The 16,457-nt window shown below is 67.6% G+C and carries 17 protein-coding genes; 8 read left to right on the top strand and 9 right to left on the bottom strand.

Going from position 1 to position 16,457, the window contains the following annotated elements; translation table 11 throughout:
- Positions 1–50: 50 nt before the first annotated feature.
- The 7 genes from KYC_RS22535 (at position 51) to KYC_RS22505 (ending at position 6,583) form a co-directional block, all read left to right on the top strand.
- Positions 51–482, top strand: a complete 432-nt coding sequence (locus KYC_RS22535; protein WP_008166789.1) for a hypothetical protein — start codon at positions 51–53, stop codon at positions 480–482.
- 43 nt (positions 483–525) lie between these two features.
- The gene (locus KYC_RS22530; RefSeq protein ID WP_008166788.1) at positions 526–1,224 is read left to right on the top strand and encodes a glutathione S-transferase N-terminal domain-containing protein; all 699 of its coding nucleotides are present in this window, start codon (positions 526–528) and stop codon (positions 1,222–1,224) included.
- Between the two features lie 3 nt (positions 1,225–1,227).
- Complete coding sequence (locus tag KYC_RS22525) at positions 1,228–2,154, top strand: LysR family transcriptional regulator (RefSeq protein WP_008166787.1); 927 nt, start codon at positions 1,228–1,230, stop codon at positions 2,152–2,154.
- A 77-nt stretch (positions 2,155–2,231) separates the two neighbouring features.
- Positions 2,232–3,647, top strand: coding sequence for an FAD-dependent tricarballylate dehydrogenase TcuA (gene tcuA / locus KYC_RS22520; protein ID WP_008166786.1), 1,416 nt, complete (start codon positions 2,232–2,234; stop codon positions 3,645–3,647).
- Positions 3,634–4,863: a tricarballylate utilization 4Fe-4S protein TcuB gene (tcuB, locus tag KYC_RS22515; protein WP_043519101.1), complete on the top strand. Its 1,230-nt coding sequence runs from the start codon at positions 3,634–3,636 to the stop codon at positions 4,861–4,863. The genes tcuA and tcuB overlap by 14 nt, the downstream gene beginning before the upstream one ends.
- Positions 4,864–4,936: 73 nt before the next feature.
- Entirely contained in the window at positions 4,937–5,914 is a 978-nt protein-coding gene (locus tag KYC_RS22510) for a Bug family tripartite tricarboxylate transporter substrate binding protein (protein WP_008166783.1), read from the top strand.
- An 84-nt stretch (positions 5,915–5,998) separates the two neighbouring features.
- Positions 5,999–6,583 (top strand): WG repeat-containing protein, encoded by a 585-nt coding sequence (locus KYC_RS22505; RefSeq protein WP_008166781.1) that lies wholly within the window; start codon positions 5,999–6,001, stop codon positions 6,581–6,583.
- 15 nt (positions 6,584–6,598) lie between these two features.
- Here KYC_RS22505 and KYC_RS22500 read toward each other — a convergent pair whose 3' ends face one another.
- Genes KYC_RS22500 through KYC_RS22490 form a run of 4 tightly spaced genes read right to left on the bottom strand, consistent with a single transcriptional unit; the run spans position 6,599 to position 10,628 of the window.
- Complete coding sequence (locus tag KYC_RS22500; RefSeq protein ID WP_008166780.1) at positions 6,599–8,011, bottom strand: aminotransferase-like domain-containing protein; 1,413 nt, start codon at positions 8,009–8,011, stop codon at positions 6,599–6,601.
- Positions 8,012–8,036: 25 nt separating this feature from the next.
- Positions 8,037–8,180, bottom strand: coding sequence for a DUF2474 family protein (locus tag KYC_RS29065; protein WP_008166779.1), 144 nt, complete (start codon positions 8,178–8,180; stop codon positions 8,037–8,039).
- A complete protein-coding gene (gene cydB / locus KYC_RS22495) occupies positions 8,180–9,187 on the bottom strand; it encodes a cytochrome d ubiquinol oxidase subunit II (protein ID WP_008166778.1) in 1,008 nt (335 codons plus the stop codon). Before cydB ends, KYC_RS29065 begins: the two co-directional genes overlap by 1 nt.
- A gap of 4 nt (positions 9,188–9,191) precedes the next feature.
- Entirely contained in the window at positions 9,192–10,628 is a 1,437-nt protein-coding gene (locus KYC_RS22490) for a cytochrome ubiquinol oxidase subunit I (RefSeq protein WP_008166777.1), read from the bottom strand.
- Between the two features lie 408 nt (positions 10,629–11,036).
- Between KYC_RS22490 and KYC_RS22485 the strand changes: the two genes are divergently transcribed.
- Positions 11,037–11,711 carry a GntR family transcriptional regulator gene (locus KYC_RS22485; RefSeq protein WP_008166775.1) on the top strand — a complete coding sequence of 225 codons (675 nt, stop codon included), beginning with the start codon at positions 11,037–11,039 and terminating at the stop codon, positions 11,709–11,711.
- 43 nt (positions 11,712–11,754) lie between these two features.
- Here the strand turns inward: KYC_RS22485 and KYC_RS22480 are convergent, their stop codons facing one another.
- The 5 genes from KYC_RS22480 to KYC_RS22460 form a co-directional block, all read right to left on the bottom strand.
- Positions 11,755–12,474 (bottom strand): ABC transporter ATP-binding protein, encoded by a 720-nt coding sequence (locus tag KYC_RS22480; RefSeq protein WP_008166774.1) that lies wholly within the window; start codon positions 12,472–12,474, stop codon positions 11,755–11,757.
- Between the two features lie 11 nt (positions 12,475–12,485).
- Positions 12,486–13,307 carry an ABC transporter ATP-binding protein gene (locus KYC_RS22475; RefSeq protein ID WP_008166772.1) on the bottom strand — a complete coding sequence of 274 codons (822 nt, stop codon included), beginning with the start codon at positions 13,305–13,307 and terminating at the stop codon, positions 12,486–12,488.
- Positions 13,304–14,191: a branched-chain amino acid ABC transporter permease gene (locus tag KYC_RS22470; protein ID WP_008166770.1), complete on the bottom strand. Its 888-nt coding sequence runs from the start codon at positions 14,189–14,191 to the stop codon at positions 13,304–13,306. The genes KYC_RS22475 and KYC_RS22470 overlap by 4 nt, the downstream gene beginning before the upstream one ends.
- Positions 14,184–15,077: a branched-chain amino acid ABC transporter permease gene (locus KYC_RS22465; RefSeq protein WP_008166769.1), complete on the bottom strand. Its 894-nt coding sequence runs from the start codon at positions 15,075–15,077 to the stop codon at positions 14,184–14,186. Before KYC_RS22465 ends, KYC_RS22470 begins: the two co-directional genes overlap by 8 nt.
- Before the next feature lie 104 nt (positions 15,078–15,181).
- Positions 15,182–16,297: an ABC transporter substrate-binding protein gene (locus KYC_RS22460; protein WP_008166768.1), complete on the bottom strand. Its 1,116-nt coding sequence runs from the start codon at positions 16,295–16,297 to the stop codon at positions 15,182–15,184.
- Between the last annotated feature and the right edge of the window lie 160 nt (positions 16,298–16,457).

The raw sequence follows: 16,457 nt of genomic DNA, 5'->3' as shown, positions 1-16,457 counted from the left end.
GGATTGTGCATTACAAATGTCATCGCGGCGAGTCGCGTACAGTTCATCCCATGCCCAAACTCCTGCCGCGTGTTCTGGATCTGCTGCTGTTGTCCTTCGCCGCAGCGCTTTTTGGCGCCTGCCTGACCTCCATGCTGACGACCGGCGCCTATGGCTGGGCGATTCCGGACGCGCCCTATCTGTATGAACCTCGCGATTTCTACGCCGAGGCCGTCATGGCGGGCCTGGTGGGCGTGATCGCGCTGGCGCTTGCCGAGCGCCCGGCAAGGCTGCGGCAGTCCGGCCTCTGGCGCGCGGTCGCCACCTTCGTCGCGGCGTTGATCGCCCTGTGCCTGGCGCCGCCATCACCGCAGGTGTTCGGCAACACCTGGGCGCCCGGCGAGGCTACGCGGGAGCTGTTCCTGGCGCAGCTGCACATGGTGCTGCCCATTGCCCTGGCGGCAACGGTGCTGCGGTGGGGGCTGCAACGGGTTTTGCGCTAGGATTGTCGTCACCCAACCCCGCCTGCTCCGGAGAATCCCCCGAATGTCCTCCCTAGACGCCTTCGCAATTACCCAGAAGTGGCCCGCCCAGCATCCCGACCGCATCCAGCTTTATTCGCTGCCGACGCCCAACGGGGTGAAGGTGTCGATCATGCTGGAGGAAACCGGCTTGCCCTATGAGCCGCACCGGGTCAGCTTCGATTCGAAGGACCAGTTCACGCCCGAATTCCTGTCGCTCAGCCCGAACAACAAGATCCCGGCCATTCTTGATCCCAACGGGCCGGACGGCAAGCCGCTGGGCCTGTTCGAGTCCGGCGCCATCCTGGTGTACCTGGCCAGCAAAGCCGGCCAGTTCATCCCGGCGGATACCGCGGGGCGCTACGAGACGCTGCAGTGGGTGATGTTCCAGATGGGGGGCATCGGCCCGATGTTCGGCCAATTGGGCTTTTTCCACCGCTTCGCGGGCAAGGACTACGAGGACAAGCGTCCGCGCGACCGCTACGTAGCCGAATCGAAGCGCCTGCTGGCCGTGCTGGACCAGCGCCTGGAAGGGCGCGACTGGCTGATGGGCGACCAATACACCATCGCCGACATCGCGACCTGGCCCTGGGTGCGCAACCTGGTGGGCTTCTATGACGCCGGCGACCTGGTCGGGTTCTCGCAGTTCAAGAACGTCGCGCGGGTGCTGGATGCCTTCGTCGCCCGGCCCGCCGTGGTCAGGGGATTGGCCATTCCGGCCTGATCCATGGAACTGCGCCAGCTCCGTTATTTCGTGCGCGTGGTCGAAGCGGGCAGCATCGGCCGCGCGGCCATGTCGATCGGCATGGTCACGTCGGCGCTCAGCCAGCAGATCAGCCGCCTCGAAGGTGAACTCTCCACGCGCCTGCTGCAGCGCAGCGCCAGCGGCGTGGTACCCACCGATGCGGGGTTGGCGTTCTTCCGCCAGGCGCAACTGGCCCTGCGCCACGCCGACGACGCGGTCCAGGCCGCGCAGCAGGCCCGGCTGGCCGGGCACGTCAGCGTGGGTCTGCCGTCCACCACGGCGGCGGTGCTGGGCGCGCCTTTCCTGAAGGCGATGAACGAGCGCTACCCCGACATCCGGCTGCATCTGGTCGAGGCGCTTTCGGGGCACCTGACCGACATGCTCAACGGCCGCCTGCTGGACCTGGCCATCGTCTTTCACGCGGAATCCGCGCGCCGCTGGAGCGTCGTGCCGCTGCTGGACGAGCCCCTGTTTCTCTTCGCCCGGCCGGATATGCCGGGCGTGCCGGCAGGCGACACGACGCGACTGGAAGCCATTGCGGATCTGCCGCTGGTGCTGCCCAGCGGGCGGCACGGCCTGCGTGCGCTGGTCAACAATGCGTTCCTGCAACTGGGGCGCACGCCCCGGGTGGTGGCCGAGGTCGACGGCCTGTCGCTACTGATGGACGTGGTGCAGCAGGGCAACGCCGCCAGCATCCAGCCCAGCTCGGCGACGGCGCGCATCGCGCCCGGGCAGTTGCGGATGGCCCGCATCGACGACGCCCATCTGTTCCGCTCCAACCTGCTGGCCAGCCTGTCGGACGAGGAGCTGTCGCCCGCGGCACTGGCCGCCCGCCTGGTGATGGCCGACGTGTCCCGCACCCTGGCCCGGGAAGGCAAATGGGCCGTAGTCGCTCTTCACGAATCGTGAACACCCGTTGACGCCTGCCTGATATCGCGGCGGCGCGCCGCTGCGTAAAGTCTGCCCCTTGAATTGGGGAAGATGGCATGGTTGACGTCTTGGTGATTGGCGGGGGCAACGCGGCGCTGTGCGCGGCCCTGATGGCGCGCGAGGCCGGCGCCAGCGTGCTGCTGCTGGAAGCGGCGCCGAAAGAATGGCGGGGCGGGAATTCGCAGCACACGCGCAATCTGCGCTGCATGCACGATGCGCCGCAGGACGTGCTGGTCGACGCATATCCGGAAGAAGAATACTGGCAGGACCTGCTCAAGGTGACGGGCGGGCTGACCAACGAACACCTGGCGCGGCTGGTCATCCGCGAATCCTCCACCTGTCGCGACTGGATGCGCCGCCATGGCGTGAACTTCCAGCCGCCGCTGTCGGGGGCGCTGCACGTAGCGCGCACCAATGCCTTCTTCATGGGCGGCGGCAAGGCGCTGGTCAATGCCTATTACCGCAGCGCCGAGGCGCTGGGCGTGCAGATCCGCTACAACGCGCCGGTCGATTCGCTGGAACTGGATAGCGGCCGCTTCGTGGCCGCATGCATCGGCGATGAGCGCATCCAGGCCCGCGCCTGTGTGCTGGCCGCCGGCGGCTTCGAGTCCAACCGCGAATGGCTGCGCGAGGCCTGGGGCCAGAACGAGCGCGGCGAATGGCCGGCCGACAATTTCCTGATCCGCGGCACGCGCTTCAACATGGGCGTGCTGCTGAAGTTCATGCTGGACGCTGGCGCTGACGGCATCGGCGACCCGTCCCAATCGCATTGCGTGGCCATCGACGCCCGCGCGCCGCTGTACGACGGTGGCATCTGCACGCGCATCGACTGCGTGTCGCTGGGCGTGGTCGTCAACCGCGAGGCGACGCGTTTCTACGACGAGGGCGAGGACTTCTGGCCCAAGCGCTACGCCATCTGGGGCCGTCTGACCGCGATGCAGCCAGGACAGATCGCCTACTCCATCATCGACGCCAAGGCGATCGGCCGCTTCATGCCGCCGGTCTTTCCGGGCGTGAAGGCCGATACCCTGCCGGAACTGGCCGAAAAGCTGGGGCTGGACCCGGCCACATTTGAGAAGACGATTCGCGACTACAACGCGGCCTGCCGGGTGGGCAAGTTCGACCACACCGCGCTGGACGACTGCCATACCGAGGGCCTGACGCCCGCCAAGACGCACTGGGCGCGCCCGATCGACACCGCGCCGTTCTATGGCTATGCCCTGCGGCCAGGCATCACCTTTACCTATCTGGGCCTGAAGGTGGACGACACCGCCGCGGTCCGGTTCAACGACCAGCCCAGCGACAACCTGTTCGTCGCGGGCGAAATGATGGCCGGCAACGTGCTGGGCAAGGGCTATACGGCGGGGGTGGGCATGTCCATCGGCACGGCCTTTGGCCGCATCGCCGGCACGCGCGCCGCGGCCGCGGCGCACAGCCAGAAACATGCGGGAGCACAACGTGAAGCAGCTTGAAGCCCTGGCCCGCGAGGCGCAGTCTTTCTCCAGCGGCCCGTCCGGATCCGGACCGGCGCCCACCGAACAGCCGGTGCATTTTCACGCCCGGGGCGCCAAGCCGCTGACGGAAACGCTGACCGACGACGAGACCGAAGTGGCGCGCGTCATGCAGATCTGCAACGCCTGCCGCTACTGCGAAGGGTTCTGCGCGGTGTTCCCCGCCATGACCCGCCGCCTGGAATTCGGCAAGGCCGACCTGAACTACCTGGCCAACCTGTGCCACAACTGCGGGGCCTGTCTGCACGCCTGCCAGTACGCGCCGCCGCACGAGTTTGCGGTCAACGTGCCGCAGGCCATGGCCAAGGTCCGGGTGCAGACCTATACCGACTATGCCTGGCCGGCCGCGCTGGGCACGCTGTACAAGCGCAACGGACTGGCCCTGTCGCTGGCCACGGCGGCCGGCCTGGCGCTGTTCCTGGTCCTGGCGGTCGTGATGGCCGGGGGCCTGTTCCACGAGCCCATGGCGGGCAACTTCTACGCCGTGTTCCCGCACAACACGCTGGCGCTGATGTTCGGCGTGGTGTTCGGCTTTTCCATGCTGGCGCTGGGTGTGGGCGTCGTACGCTTCTGGCGCAACGTCAGCCCGGGGGCGGCGTCCGGCGCGGCGGTGGCCGAGGCCGCGCACGACGCGCTGCGCCTGCGCTACCTGGACGGCGGCCACGGCAAGGGCTGCAACAACGCCGACGACGCCTTCACGCTGTGGCGCCGGCGTTTCCATCACTTCACCTTCTACGGTTTCATGCTGTGCTTCGCGGCGACCTGCGTCGCCACGCTGTACCACTACCTGCTCGGCCAGCAGGCGCCGTACCCGATCCTGAGCGCGCCCGTGCTGCTGGGCACGGCGGGCGGCATCGGCTTGTTGATCGGGCCGGCGGGGCTGCTGTGGCTGAACTTCAAGCGCCACCCGCAGCAGGGCGACGCGGCGCAGAAGCCGATGGACCGCGGCTTCATCGTGCTGCTGTTCCTGACCAGCGCCACGGGCCTGGCGCTGCTGGCGGGCCGCGACGGCGGCGCGATGGCGCTGCTGCTGGCGATCCACCTGGGCGTGGTGATGGCGCTGTTCCTGACCTTGCCCTACGGCAAGTTCGCACACGGCATCTACCGGTCGGCCGCTCTGCTCAAGTGGTCCATCGAAAAGCGCCAGCCCAACAAATTGCAGCTCGGTTCGGACTGAACGGACCGGCCTTATCGCGATATGACGGCGCCCATGCAAGGCGCCGCAATCGACAACAACCCTGGAGACTTCAATGTTCCGCTCTAGACTGCTGGCGCGAGTTGCGCTGGCCGCCTGTATGACGCCGGTGCTGCCGGCGGCGCATGCGCAATCCTTCCCCGCAAAGCCGATCACGCTGGCCGTGCCCCATTCCGCCGGCGGCACGTCCGACATCCTGGCGCGCACGGTCGCCGCCGAAGCCGCCAAGACGCTCGGCCAGACCATCGTGATCGACAACAAGGGCGGCGCCAACGGCACCATTGCGGCCAAGCAGGTGGCCTCTTCCGCGCCGGATGGCTACACGCTGCTGCTGGCCACGGCCAGCACGCACGGCATCAACCCGTCGCTGTACTCCAAGATCAGCTACGACGCGGTGAAGGACTTCACGCCCGTCACGCTGCTGGCCACCGTGCCCAATGTGCTTGTGGTGGGCCCGAACGTGAAGGCCAGGAATGTCGAGGAGCTGATCGCCTACATCCGTTCGCAGGGCGACAAGACGAACATGGGGTCGGCGGGCGCCGGCACGCCGGGCCATCTGGCTGGCGAGATGTTCAAGAGCGCGGCCAAGCTGGAATTCACGCACGTCCCCTACAAGGGCGGCAGCCCCGCCATCACGGACCTGATCGGCGGACAGATCGACTTCATGTTCACCACCATCCCCGGCGTGCTGCCGCACGTGAAGGCGGGCACGCTGCGCGCGCTGGCCGTCACGTCGCCCGAACGCTCGTCCGCCATGCCCGATGTGCCGACAATGGCGGAATCGGGATTGCCCGGCTTCCAGGCGGTGTCCTGGCACGGCATCGTCGCGCCCGCGGGCACGCCGGACGCCGTGGTCGCCAAGCTCAACCAGGCCCTGAGCGGCGCGCTGGCCGCGCCGGAAGTGAAGCAGCGCCTGCTGGAAGAAGGCGCGCGCGCGTCCGGCGTGAACACTGCCGAATTCGGAACATTCATCCAGGCGGAGATCGCAAGCTGGGCCAAGGCCGTCAAGGACTCCGGCGCCACCGCCAACTGATGTGGATAACGGCCCTTCGGGGCCGTTTTCTTTGGTGGGTGTAGGGGCTCAGCCGCGCGCGGACGCCGTGCTAGGATGCCCCGCATGCTGATCGCCGCCTTGCTCACCTCGCTTGCCCTGGCCTCGGGCAACGCCGCCGACTATGACCTGCCGTGCTTTTATGCGGATAAGCTTCAGGGCGGATCCCTCGAACACGTCGAACACTGCGCCCGCGCGACGCAAGACAGCGTTGCATTCCGGCCAGCGGTGCTGGACCGCATGGACTTCTCGCGCGACGGCCTGTCCCCGGCGACGGCCAACGGATCCTGGCACTGGGTGCGGCCGGACGGCCGCGCCGTCGCCGTGGTCACGTACGACAACGGCGCCGACGACTTCGAAGAGGGGCTGACGCGCGGCCGCTGGCAGGGCGGCATGGCCTACTACGACACGCAACTCAAGCGCGTGCTGGCCACGCCCTACGACTGGGCGGACCGGTTCAGCGGCGGGCTGGCCGTGGTGTGCAAGGGTTGCCGCACCGAGCGCACGCCCGACGGCGAACACAGCTTTGTCGTGGGCGGGGAGTGGGGAGCCATCGACCGGCAGGGCAGGCTGGTGCTGCCCTTGCGGAACGACGCGGCGTCGCTGCGCGGCGAGGTCGAGGCGGCGCGCGCCGCTGCCGCGACGCGCTGACGATACGCGTCGCCGCTATCCGCTCGCCAGCAGTTTCCCCAGCGTCGCCATCCCTTGCTCCATGCCGTCGTTCCATGGATGTCCATGGTTCAGCCGCAGGAAATTGCCGAAGCCGCCGGACGCGGTGAACAGCGGGCCCGGCGCGATGCTGATGCCGTGGTCGAGTGCGGCGCGGTGGATTTTCAGCGTGTCGATGTGCGCGGGCAGCTCCACCCACACGAAGTAGCCGCCGGCCGGGCGCGTGGCGCGCGTGCCTTTGGGAAAGTAGCGTGCGACGGCCTGCAGCAATTCCCCCTGTTGCAAGGCCAGCGCCTGGCGGAATTGCCGCAGGTGGCGGTCGTAGCCGCCTTTCTCCAGGTAGGCCGCGATGGCGGCCTGTGTCGGCGCCGCGGTGGCCAGGCTGGTGGTCAGCTTGTTGCGCATGATCTGGCGCGTGTGGCGGCCGCCGGCCACCCAGCCCACGCGGTAGCCCGGCGCCAGCGTTTTGGAGAACGACGAGCAGTGCATCACGATGCCCTCGGTGTCGAAGGCCTTGGCCGGCCGCGGCCGGGTTTCGCCGAAATAGAGTTCGCCGTACACGTCGTCTTCGATCAGCGCGACGTCGTGGCGGGTCAGCAGTTTGACCAGCGCCTCTTTTTTTTCGTCCGGCATCAGGCTGCCCAGCGGATTCTGGAAGGTGGTCATCAGCCAGCAGGCCCGGGGGCGGTGGCGCTGGATGGCGTCCTCCAGCGCTTGCAGGTCGATGCCCACGCGCGGGTGCGTGGCCACTTCGATCGCATGCAGGCCGTTGCGCTCCAGCGATTGCAACGCGGCGTAGAACGTCGGGGACTCCACGATCACGGCGTCGCCGGGCCGGGTGACCGCTGCCAGGCTGAGGTTCAGGGCGTCCAGCGCGCCGTTGGTGACGATGATGTCGTCGACCGGCACGGTCATGCCGTCGGCCAGGTAGCGCAGCGCGATGGCGCGGCGCAGCGCAGCGTCGCCCGGGCTCAGGTCGTCGATGGAGCCCCACGGATCCAGCTTCTGCACCGTGGCGGCCATGTAGCGGGCCAGCCGGCCGTAGGGCAGCAGGGACGGACTGGGAAACGCCGAGCCGAAGGGCAGCATGTCGCGGCGCAGGGTGGCGTTGAGCACGCGCAGCACGTTGTCGCTGACATCCACCGGATGCCGTCCCGCGCTGGCGCTGGACGGGCCGTCCAGTTCGGGCAGCGCGGCGCGCGGGGCGCGTTGTACGTAGTAGCCGGAGCGGTCGCGCGCGCGGATCAGGCCGCGCGCTTCCAGCAGGTAATAGGCCTTGAATACCGTGGACGGGCTGACGCCGCGGCTGGCGCTGGTCTGCCGCACCGAGGGCAGGCGGTCGCCCACCTGCAGCAGGCCGGACAGGATCGAGGCGGTGATTTCTTCGGTCAGGCGTTCGTAGCGCTTCATGGGGCATCCGTGTGCGTGACGCGGTTCAGGTCGACATACCGATGGATCGCATGACCAGGCGCAATAGGCCGGCGGCCGCGCCCAGCGCCGCGACGCTGCACGCCCAGATCATCGCCAGCCAGAGCAGCCGGCTGCGCCAGGAGGGCTGGGCAGGGGAAGGCTGGTTCATCAGTGGAACTCCTCGCCGGTGCGCACCTTGCCCCGGAAAACGTAGTACGACCACGCGGTGTACATGAGAATAATCGGAATGATCGCCAGCGCGCCCACCAGCGCGAAGCCCAGGCTTTGCGGCGGCGCCGCGGCAGCCCAGATGGAGACGCCCGGCGGGATGATCGCGGGCCAGATGCTGATGCCCAGCCCGCTATAGCCCAGGAAGACCAGCGCCAGCGACAGCACGAAGGGGCCGGCGGCCGGCATGCCCTTGACGCGGCGGATCAGTTCGTAGCCCGCCGCGGCCACCAGCAGCGGCACCGGAAGAAACCAGAACATATTGGGCAGGCTGAACCAGCGCTGCGCGATGATGGGCTGCGCCAGCGGCGTCCAGGCGCTGAGGGCGGCGATGATGGCCAGCAGCGCCAGCGTCAGCGGCCGGGCCAGGGCGCACATGTGCCGATGCAGCCGGCCTTCGGTCTTCATGATGAGCCAGGTGCAGCCCAGCAGCGCGTAGGCCACGACCAGGCCCAGCCCGGTGAATGTGGAGAACGGGCTGATCCAGTCCCAGGGGCCGCCGGCGTAGGCGCGGTTCACGACCGGAATGCCTTCGATGTAGGCGCCCAGGACGACGCCCTGGAAGAACGTGGCGCACACCGAGCCGAAGACGAAGGCGACGTCCCACAGGGGACGGTGGCGCTCGTCGGCCTTGAATCGGAACTCGAACGCCACGCCGCGGAAGATCAGCCCCAGCAGCATGAAGACCAGCGGCAGGTGCAGCGCGCTCAGGATCACCGAGTACGCCAGCGGAAACGCCGCGAGCAGGCCGGCGCCGCCCAGCACCAGCCAGGTCTCGTTGCCGTCCCAGACGGGCGCCACGGTATTGACCATGGTGTCGCGCTCGCCGCGGTCGGCGATCAGCGGAAACAGGATGCCGATGCCCAGATCGAAGCCATCCATGATCACGTACATCATCACGCCGAACAGGATGACGACGGCCCAGATCAGTGCAAGGTCTACGCCCATGGCTTCAGACTCCCGAATGCTTGCGGTGCGCGGGCGCGACGCCCGGCAGGGTGGAGGCCGCCGACAGCGGCCGCGAGGGCTGGCGCGGTTCGCCCGGGCCGCCGGACAGCGGCGCGTGGCCGGGCGCGGGGCTGGGGCCCATCCGGATCAGGCGCAGCATGTAGGACACGCCCGCGCCGAAGACCAGCAGGTATACCGCCACGAATAGCGCCAGCGTCAGCGTCAGTTCGCCCAGTCCGTGCGGCGTGGCGGCGTCCGCCGTGCGCATGACGCCGTACACGATCCACGGCTGGCGCCCGATCTCCGTGACGTACCAGCCGGCCAGCAGGGCCACGATGCCTGACGGCCCCATCCACAGCGCGCAGCGGAGCAGCCAGCGCGACTCGTACAGGCGGCGGCGCCAGCGCGCCCACTGCGCCCAGGCCGCCAGCGCGATCATCAGCAGTCCCAGTCCCACCATGACGCGGAACGACCAGAACACCACGGTGGCGTTCGGACGGTCTTCGGGCGGATAGGACTTCAGGCCCGGAAACTGGCCGTCCCAGCTATGCGTGAGGATCAGGCTGCCCAGCCGCGGGATGTTCAGCGCGTAGCGCGTTTCCTCGCGCTCCATGTCAGGGATGCCGAACAGCGTAAGCGGCACGCCCGCGCCCGGCTCGTTTTCCCAATGGCCTTCAATGGCCGCGATCTTGGCGGGCTGGTGCCTGAGCGTGTTCAGCCCGTGGAAGTCGCCCACCACGGCCTGCAGCGGCGCGGCCAGCAGCAGCATGCCCATCGCCATCGCGAACATCTTCTTCACGGCGGGGCTGCGGTCCCCGCGCAGCAGGTGCCAGGCGCCTGAAGCGCCCACCATCAGCGCGGTGGCCAGGAAGGCGGCGATGCCCATGTGCGCCAGGCGATAGGGGAAGGACGGGTTGAAGATCACGGCCAGCCAGTCTGTGGGAACCACGCGCCCGTCCAGGATCTCGTAGCCGGCGGGCGTCTGCATCCAGCTGTTGGACGCCAGGATCCAGGTGGCCGACACCAGCGTGCCCAGGGCCACCATCACCGTCGAAAAGAAATGCAGGCCGGGACCCACGCGCGACCAGCCGAACAGCATCACGCCGAGGAAGCCGGCTTCCAGGAAAAACGCCGTCAGCACCTCATAGGCCAGCAGCGGGCCCGTCACGCTTCCGGCGAAGTCCGAGAAGAAGCTCCAATTGGTGCCGAACTGGTAGGCCATCACCAGGCCCGACACGACGCCCATGCCGAAGTTGACGGCGAAGATCTTGGTCCAGAAGTGATACAGGTCCCGGTACACCGTCTTGCCGGTTTTCAGCCAGAAGCCCTCCAGCACGGCCAGGTAGCTGGCAAGCCCGATGGTGATGGCGGGGAAGACGATGTGAAAAGAGATGGTGAAGCCGAACTGTATTCGGGCTAGCAATAGCGCGTCGCTATCCATGGCGGTATTCCTGACTTTCATGGCCAGCGCGGAGCGGATCGCCAAGGGAGCGATGCGCGCTGACAGGGTGTTTGCACTGCACCATGAAGTTAGGGCCGCCAGCGATTGCAGTACAGATTCAGAGAAAACTGAAAAAAGCGGATCAGTTTGGACGGAATGCATGGCACAGCGCCAGTTTTCATAGGAGAACGGGCTGCGCCCTGTCGGGCCGCGCTGCGGCGTAGTTACAAAAAAAAGCGGCACAGAGCAGCCGCCGCAGACGCTCCGCGCGCGGCGCCAGGCGAGGCGCGGACCCGCCGCTTGCGGTTCCCCGGGAGCGCTTCGTTCGGCTACGATGGGAGCCCATCGCAACCGCTCCGTCGACGTTTGCCGCAGGCCGCCGTCCTTCGCCAGAGATACCCGATAGTCATGAGCATCACCAAAACGAAGGGCTCGTCCAGCAAAGCCCAGGCCCTGCCGCACAGAATCCGGGACCAGCTGCGCTACGAAATCCTGACGGGGGCGCTGCCCGCCGGCACGCCGCTCAAGCAGGATGCGCTGGCGACCCGCTTCCAGGCCAGCCGCATACCGGTGCGAGAGGCCCTGCGCCAGCTCGAAACCGAAGGCCTGGTGGCGTATCACCTGAACCGCGGCGCCGTCGTCATCCGCATGGATGTGGACCAGATCTGCGAACTGCTGGACATCCGCATCGCGCTGGAAGGCTATGCAGTGCGCGCGGCCGTGCCCAACATGGGCCGCGCCGACCTGGACATGCTGGAATCCATCCTGCGCGAATACGACGAAGCGGATTCCGTACCGCGCTGGGCCGAACTGAACCGGCGCTTTCACCTGGCGCTGTGCGCGCCCGCGAACAACACGCGGCTGCGCAGGCTGATCGAGGAATACGGCTTGAACACCGATCGCTACACGCACGAGATGATGTCGATGGCGACGGGCAAGGATGGTCCGCAGGCGGACCATTACCGCATCCTGGAAGCCTGTAGGAAGCAGGACGGCGCGCTGGCGGCGCGCCTGGTGGAAGAACACATCATCGAGACCAAGAAGAATCTGGTCGCGATGCACCGCATGCGCCAGGAAGGCTGAAGGCCCGCGCGGGCGCGGGCCTTCATGGCGGCGCAGGGCTGCGCTACGCTGCCCGGCCGCCCAGGTACAGTTCACGCACCTGTTCGTCGTTCATCAGCGACTGCGCTTCGCCCGTGATGGCGACCGTGCCCATGGACAGCACGTAGGCGCGGTCCGAGATCCGTAGCGCCTCCATGGCGTTCTGCTCCACCATCAGGATGGTCACGTTTTCCTTGGCGCGGATGCGCTGGATCGCCTCGAACACTTCGCCCAGCGTCTTGGGCGACAGGCCTGCGGACGGTTCGTCCAGCAGCAGCAGGCCGGGCGAGGGCATCAGCGCGCGCGCCAGCGCCAGGATCTGGCGTTCGCCGCCGGACAGCGACGCGGCCGGGGCCTGCAGCTTGCGCCCCAGCACGGGATAGTGCTCGCACAGGGTGCGGATGCGCGCCTCGCAGGCGGACTTGTCCAGGGCATTGCCGCCGACCTGCAGGTTTTCGCGCACCGACAGCGCGGTGAAGACGTTCTCGGTCTGCGGCACGAAGCCCAGGCCGTGGCGCAGGATCTTCTCGTGCACGGGAAAGCGCGAAATATCCTTGTCGCCCAGCATCACGCGGCCTTCGCGCGGCTTGAGGTAGCCGGCGATGGTCTTGAGCAGCGTCGACTTGCCGCAGCCGTTCGGCCCGAGCAGCGTCACGATCTCGGCCTTGCCCGCATACAGCGAAAGGCCGCGCAGGATGTCTACGTCGCGCGTATATCCTGCCACGACGTTTTCCACTTCGATCATCTTTTCCCTCATCACGCGACTCCCATGCGCAGCACGGGGCCGGCGGTTGCGCCGGCGGCAGCGGGCCTGGCGGCGGAACCGCCCAGGTAGGCCTCCAGCACGCGCTCGTTGGACGCCAGTTCGTCGGGCCGGCAGTCGGCCACGATATGCCCGCGGTCCAGCACGATGCAGCGGTGGCAGACTTCGCGGATGAAGTGCATGTCGTGCTCGACGATCACGATGGTCATGCCGGCCTCGTTCAGGCGCTGCAGGGCGCCCACGATGTCGCTGCGCAGATTCGGGTGCACGCCGGCGGTGGGCTCGTCCAGCATCAGCATGCGGGGATGCGCCATCAGCGCGCAGACGATCCCCAGCAGCTTTTTCTGGCCGCCCGAGATCGCCGCGGCCGGCTGGTCGCGCACGGGCGCCAGCAGCAACTGGTACAGCAGCGCGTTGGCCTGTTCGCGCGCCCGGGCCTCGGCCTCGCGCGCGGCGCGCAGGCCGAACAGATTCTCCCAGATGCCGTGGTGTTCGATCGACGCCGCCATCGCCACTTCGGCGACGGACATCTTGGCAGGCATCGACGGCAGCTGGAAGGTGCGCGCAATGCCCGCCTGCACGATGCGGTGCGCGCTCAGCGCGTCGATGCGCCGGCCCTCGAACGTGACGCTGCCGGCGTCGATGGCCTCGAATCCGGTGATGGTGTTGAGCAGGGTGCTCTTGCCGGAACCGTTGGGCCCCAGGAGCCCCACGATCTCGCCCGGCCGGATGTTGAATCCCACCTTTTCCAGGACGCGATTGCCGCCAAAGGCTTTGGCCACGGAATCGACCTGCAATGCATAGGGGGCCGTCATGGCATCTTCCTCATCTTTTCCGGCAGCAGCCCTTCGCTGCGCCACAACAGGCATCCCAGCAGGATGAACCCGATCAGTCCCAGGCGCAGCGCGCCCGCAATGTCCGAGCCGAAGCCGAAGGCGTCCTTGGCGAACGGCACCAGCGTGTAGGCGGTCTGCACCAGCACCACACCCAGCACCACGCCGGAGAAGTTGCCGATTCCGCCGATCATCAGCATGGTCCAGAGCAGGAACGTCTCGGACGCCAGCAGGTAGTCGGGGCCGACAAAGCTCATGTAGTGCGCGTACAGGGATCCCGCCACCGCCGTCACTGCGGCGCCCGCCATCACGGCGCGCGATTTCAGCGACATCAGGTCGTAGCCCATGCAGGCGGCCAGCTTGGGCTCTTCGCGCATGACCCGCAGCGCCCGGCCGAAGCGGCCATAGGCCAGCCGGCGCAGCAGCACGGCGGCCGCCGCGGCCAGCGCCAGCACCAGCGCCAGGAACGCCAGCGCGCCGCTCTTGCCTGGCATGCCGTCGAACAGCGCGGGGATGCCGCTGATGCCCTGTGCGCCATTGGTCAGCCAGAGTTCGTTGGTGGCGATGGTGCGAATGATTTCCGCGATGGCCAGCGTGGCGATGCCCCAGTAGTCGGCGGCAAGCTGCCGGCCCAGCCGGGCGATGCCCCAGCCCAGCGCCATGGCGACGGCGACGCCCGCCGCCGCGCCTAGCGCCGGGTGCCAGCCGGCATGCACCGCGATGCCGGTGCCGTAGGCGCCGATGCCGGCGAACGCGATATGGCCGAAGTTCAGGAGGCCCGCCAGGCCCGCCTGCAGGTTCAAGCCCAGCGCCATCAGGGCGAAGATGGCGCCGAAGGTCAGCGACGAGATCAGGAAATCAAACACGGCGCACCTCGCGGTCGAACAGGCCGTACGGCTTGAACAGCAGGGCCAGAAGCAGGATCAGGAAGGACGCGGCGCTGATGTAGGCCACCGGCAGGAACGCTACCGGCTTGGCGTAGAGCCAGCCGAAGTTCAGGTTGGTCACCAGGGTTTCGGTAAGCGCGATGAGAAACGCGCCGGCTACCGCGCCCAGCGGATTGCCCAAGCCGCCCAGGATGGCCGCGGCGAACACCGGCAGCAGCAGGTCGGTGCCCAGGTTGATGTGCGCGCCCGTGGACAGGGCCAGCAGTCCGCCGCCCAGGCCTGCCAGCGCGCCGCTGCAGAACGCCACCTGGCAGGTGATGCGCGAGGCGTTCAGGCCGCTGGCGTCGGCCAGCGCGGGATTGCACGCCAGGGCCCGCATGGCGCGGCCGGCGCGCGTGTAGAAAAGCAGCAGCGCAAAGCCGGTCAGCAGGATCGCCGTGGTGCTCACCGCCGCGATCTGCGTCACGGTGATGCTGGCGTCGCCCAGCCGGAAAGGGGTGGCCAGCGGCAGCTTGAACATCAGCGGGAAGGACCCGGCGATGCCCTGGCAGAAGGCGATCAGCAGCATGGACAGCGCCAGCGAGCCGATCATGGTGATGGCCGGCCCCGCGCGCAGCAGGCGGCGGAACACCAGCAGATGGAACGCCAGCGCCATGGCGCCCGTCAGCGCGCAGGCGGCAATCAGCGCCAGCGCCATAGGCAGTCCGGCCGCGCTCAGCGCATAAGTGAGGTACGCGCCCACCATGGCGTACTGCACGTGGGCGATATTGGGAAACTTGACCAGCCCGTACACCATGCTCAGGCCCAGCGCGATCAACGCCAGGTCCGAGCAGCGCAGCAGCGTGTCGACCAGAATCTGGATCATCTTGTTTGCTCGAAAGACATCTTGGAAACCCCCGCCGCATCAAGGCACCGCGCGGCGGAAAAAAGAGCCGGACCCGCTCCCCGGCGGGCCCGGCCAAGGCCTTATCAGCGGACCACGATCTTGCCCTGGTCGGACTTGAGCTTGGCGTAAGGCGGGTCGATGCGCTGGCGGTCGCTATCGAACTTGATGAAGCCGGTGACGCCTTCGTAGCCCTTCTGGCCCAGTTGGGTCAGCGCGGCCTGGATGTCGGCCGGGGCGGTCGATTTGGCCTGGTTCATCGCGGCGGCGGTCAGCAGCACGGCGTCGTAGGCGTAGCCGGTGTACGAGGTTTTGAAGCCTTCCTTGTGGCGGGCCTTGAACGCTTCCGCGTACTCGCGTCCCTTCGGACCCAGCACCGAACCGACTTCCATGCCGATCTGGCCTTGGGCGATGTCGGCCGGCGTGTCGCTCAGGCACATGCTCAGCAGAATGCCGTACCAGGGCGTCTTGCGCAGGCCCAGTTCGAAGGCTTCGCGGTTGATAACCGCGGACTCCTGGCCGTAGGCGGTGTAGATGTAGGCGTCGGGGTTGCTGCGCGACATCTGCTGCAGCTCACGGCGGTAGGTGGACTGGCCGGCGGTGTACAGCACCTCGGTCACGATCTTGCCGCCCAGCTTCTCGAATTCTTCCTTGTAGCCGTGGGCCACGCCCTGGCCGTAGGCGTTGTTGGGCGCAATGATCGCCACGTTGCGGTAGCCCTGGTCCCAGGTGTCCTTGGCTGAGAACTTGTTGCCCTTGTCTTCCAGGCCGATCAGGTTGAAGGACGTCGCGCCCAGGTCGCGGATCTTCACGCTGGTGCTGGCGATGTTGATGTGGGTCACGCCTTCTTTCACCAGGTACTGGCCCAGCGGAATGGAGATGCCCGACGAGTATTCGCCGATCACCACCGGCACCTTGTCCACGCTGACCAGCTTGCGGGCGGCGTTCAGTGCGGTGGTCGGGTTGCCGCCGGAGTCTTCGATGACCACGGCGAACTTCTTGCCCATGACGCCGCCGTCGGCATTGACCTTTTCGACGGCCAGGTCGACGGCGCGGCGCACGTCCTCGCCCACGGTGGCGTTGGCGCCGGTCAGCGACAGCACGGCGCCCATCTTCACGGTTTCCTGCGCCTGCGCGCCTGCGCCGGTCAGCGACAGTACGAGGAAGGTGGCGGCAACTAGCGGACGAACGTTGAATTGCATGGTGTTTCCCCTCGGAGGACTGCCGGACCCGCGTCTGGTGCGTGTTGGCGCCGGCAATGCTTGAAATGCCAGGAGCGGCGGCTTCTGGCGCGTACCGGGACAGGGAATGGATACCAAGAAAAAAAATTGCATCCAATCCTGATCGAGTGGATGCAAATAT

The organism is Achromobacter arsenitoxydans SY8 (genome assembly GCF_000236785.1).
Classification (GTDB): domain Bacteria; phylum Pseudomonadota; class Gammaproteobacteria; order Burkholderiales; family Burkholderiaceae_B; genus Achromobacter; species Achromobacter arsenitoxydans.
Note: the sequence above shows the minus strand (reverse complement) of the source record. Positions and strands in the feature narration are given on the sequence as shown.

Bases quoted from the DNA above. Each gene is read 5' to 3' on its own strand.
- KYC_RS22535 (WP_008166789.1), top strand. From the start codon at position 51: ATGCCCAAACTCCTGCCGCGTGTTCTGGATCTGCTGCTGTTGTCCTTC.
- KYC_RS22530 (WP_008166788.1), top strand. From the start codon at position 526: ATGTCCTCCCTAGACGCCTTCGCAATTACCCAGAAGTGGCCCGCCCAG.
- KYC_RS22525 (WP_008166787.1), top strand. From the start codon at position 1,228: ATGGAACTGCGCCAGCTCCGTTATTTCGTGCGCGTGGTCGAAGCGGGC.
- tcuA (WP_008166786.1), top strand. From the start codon at position 2,232: ATGGTTGACGTCTTGGTGATTGGCGGGGGCAACGCGGCGCTGTGCGCG.
- KYC_RS22510 (WP_008166783.1), top strand. From the start codon at position 4,937: ATGTTCCGCTCTAGACTGCTGGCGCGAGTTGCGCTGGCCGCCTGTATG.
- KYC_RS22505 (WP_008166781.1), top strand. From the start codon at position 5,999: ATGCTGATCGCCGCCTTGCTCACCTCGCTTGCCCTGGCCTCGGGCAAC.
- KYC_RS22500 (WP_008166780.1), bottom strand. From the start codon at position 8,011: ATGAAGCGCTACGAACGCCTGACCGAAGAAATCACCGCCTCGATCCTG.
- KYC_RS29065 (WP_008166779.1), bottom strand. From the start codon at position 8,180: ATGAACCAGCCTTCCCCTGCCCAGCCCTCCTGGCGCAGCCGGCTGCTC.
- cydB (WP_008166778.1), bottom strand. From the start codon at position 9,187: ATGGGCGTAGACCTTGCACTGATCTGGGCCGTCGTCATCCTGTTCGGC.
- KYC_RS22490 (WP_008166777.1), bottom strand. From the start codon at position 10,628: ATGGATAGCGACGCGCTATTGCTAGCCCGAATACAGTTCGGCTTCACC.
- KYC_RS22485 (WP_008166775.1), top strand. From the start codon at position 11,037: ATGAGCATCACCAAAACGAAGGGCTCGTCCAGCAAAGCCCAGGCCCTG.
- KYC_RS22480 (WP_008166774.1), bottom strand. From the start codon at position 12,474: ATGATCGAAGTGGAAAACGTCGTGGCAGGATATACGCGCGACGTAGAC.
- KYC_RS22475 (WP_008166772.1), bottom strand. From the start codon at position 13,307: ATGACGGCCCCCTATGCATTGCAGGTCGATTCCGTGGCCAAAGCCTTT.
- KYC_RS22465 (WP_008166769.1), bottom strand. From the start codon at position 15,077: ATGATCCAGATTCTGGTCGACACGCTGCTGCGCTGCTCGGACCTGGCG.
- KYC_RS22460 (WP_008166768.1), bottom strand. From the start codon at position 16,297: ATGCAATTCAACGTTCGTCCGCTAGTTGCCGCCACCTTCCTCGTACTG.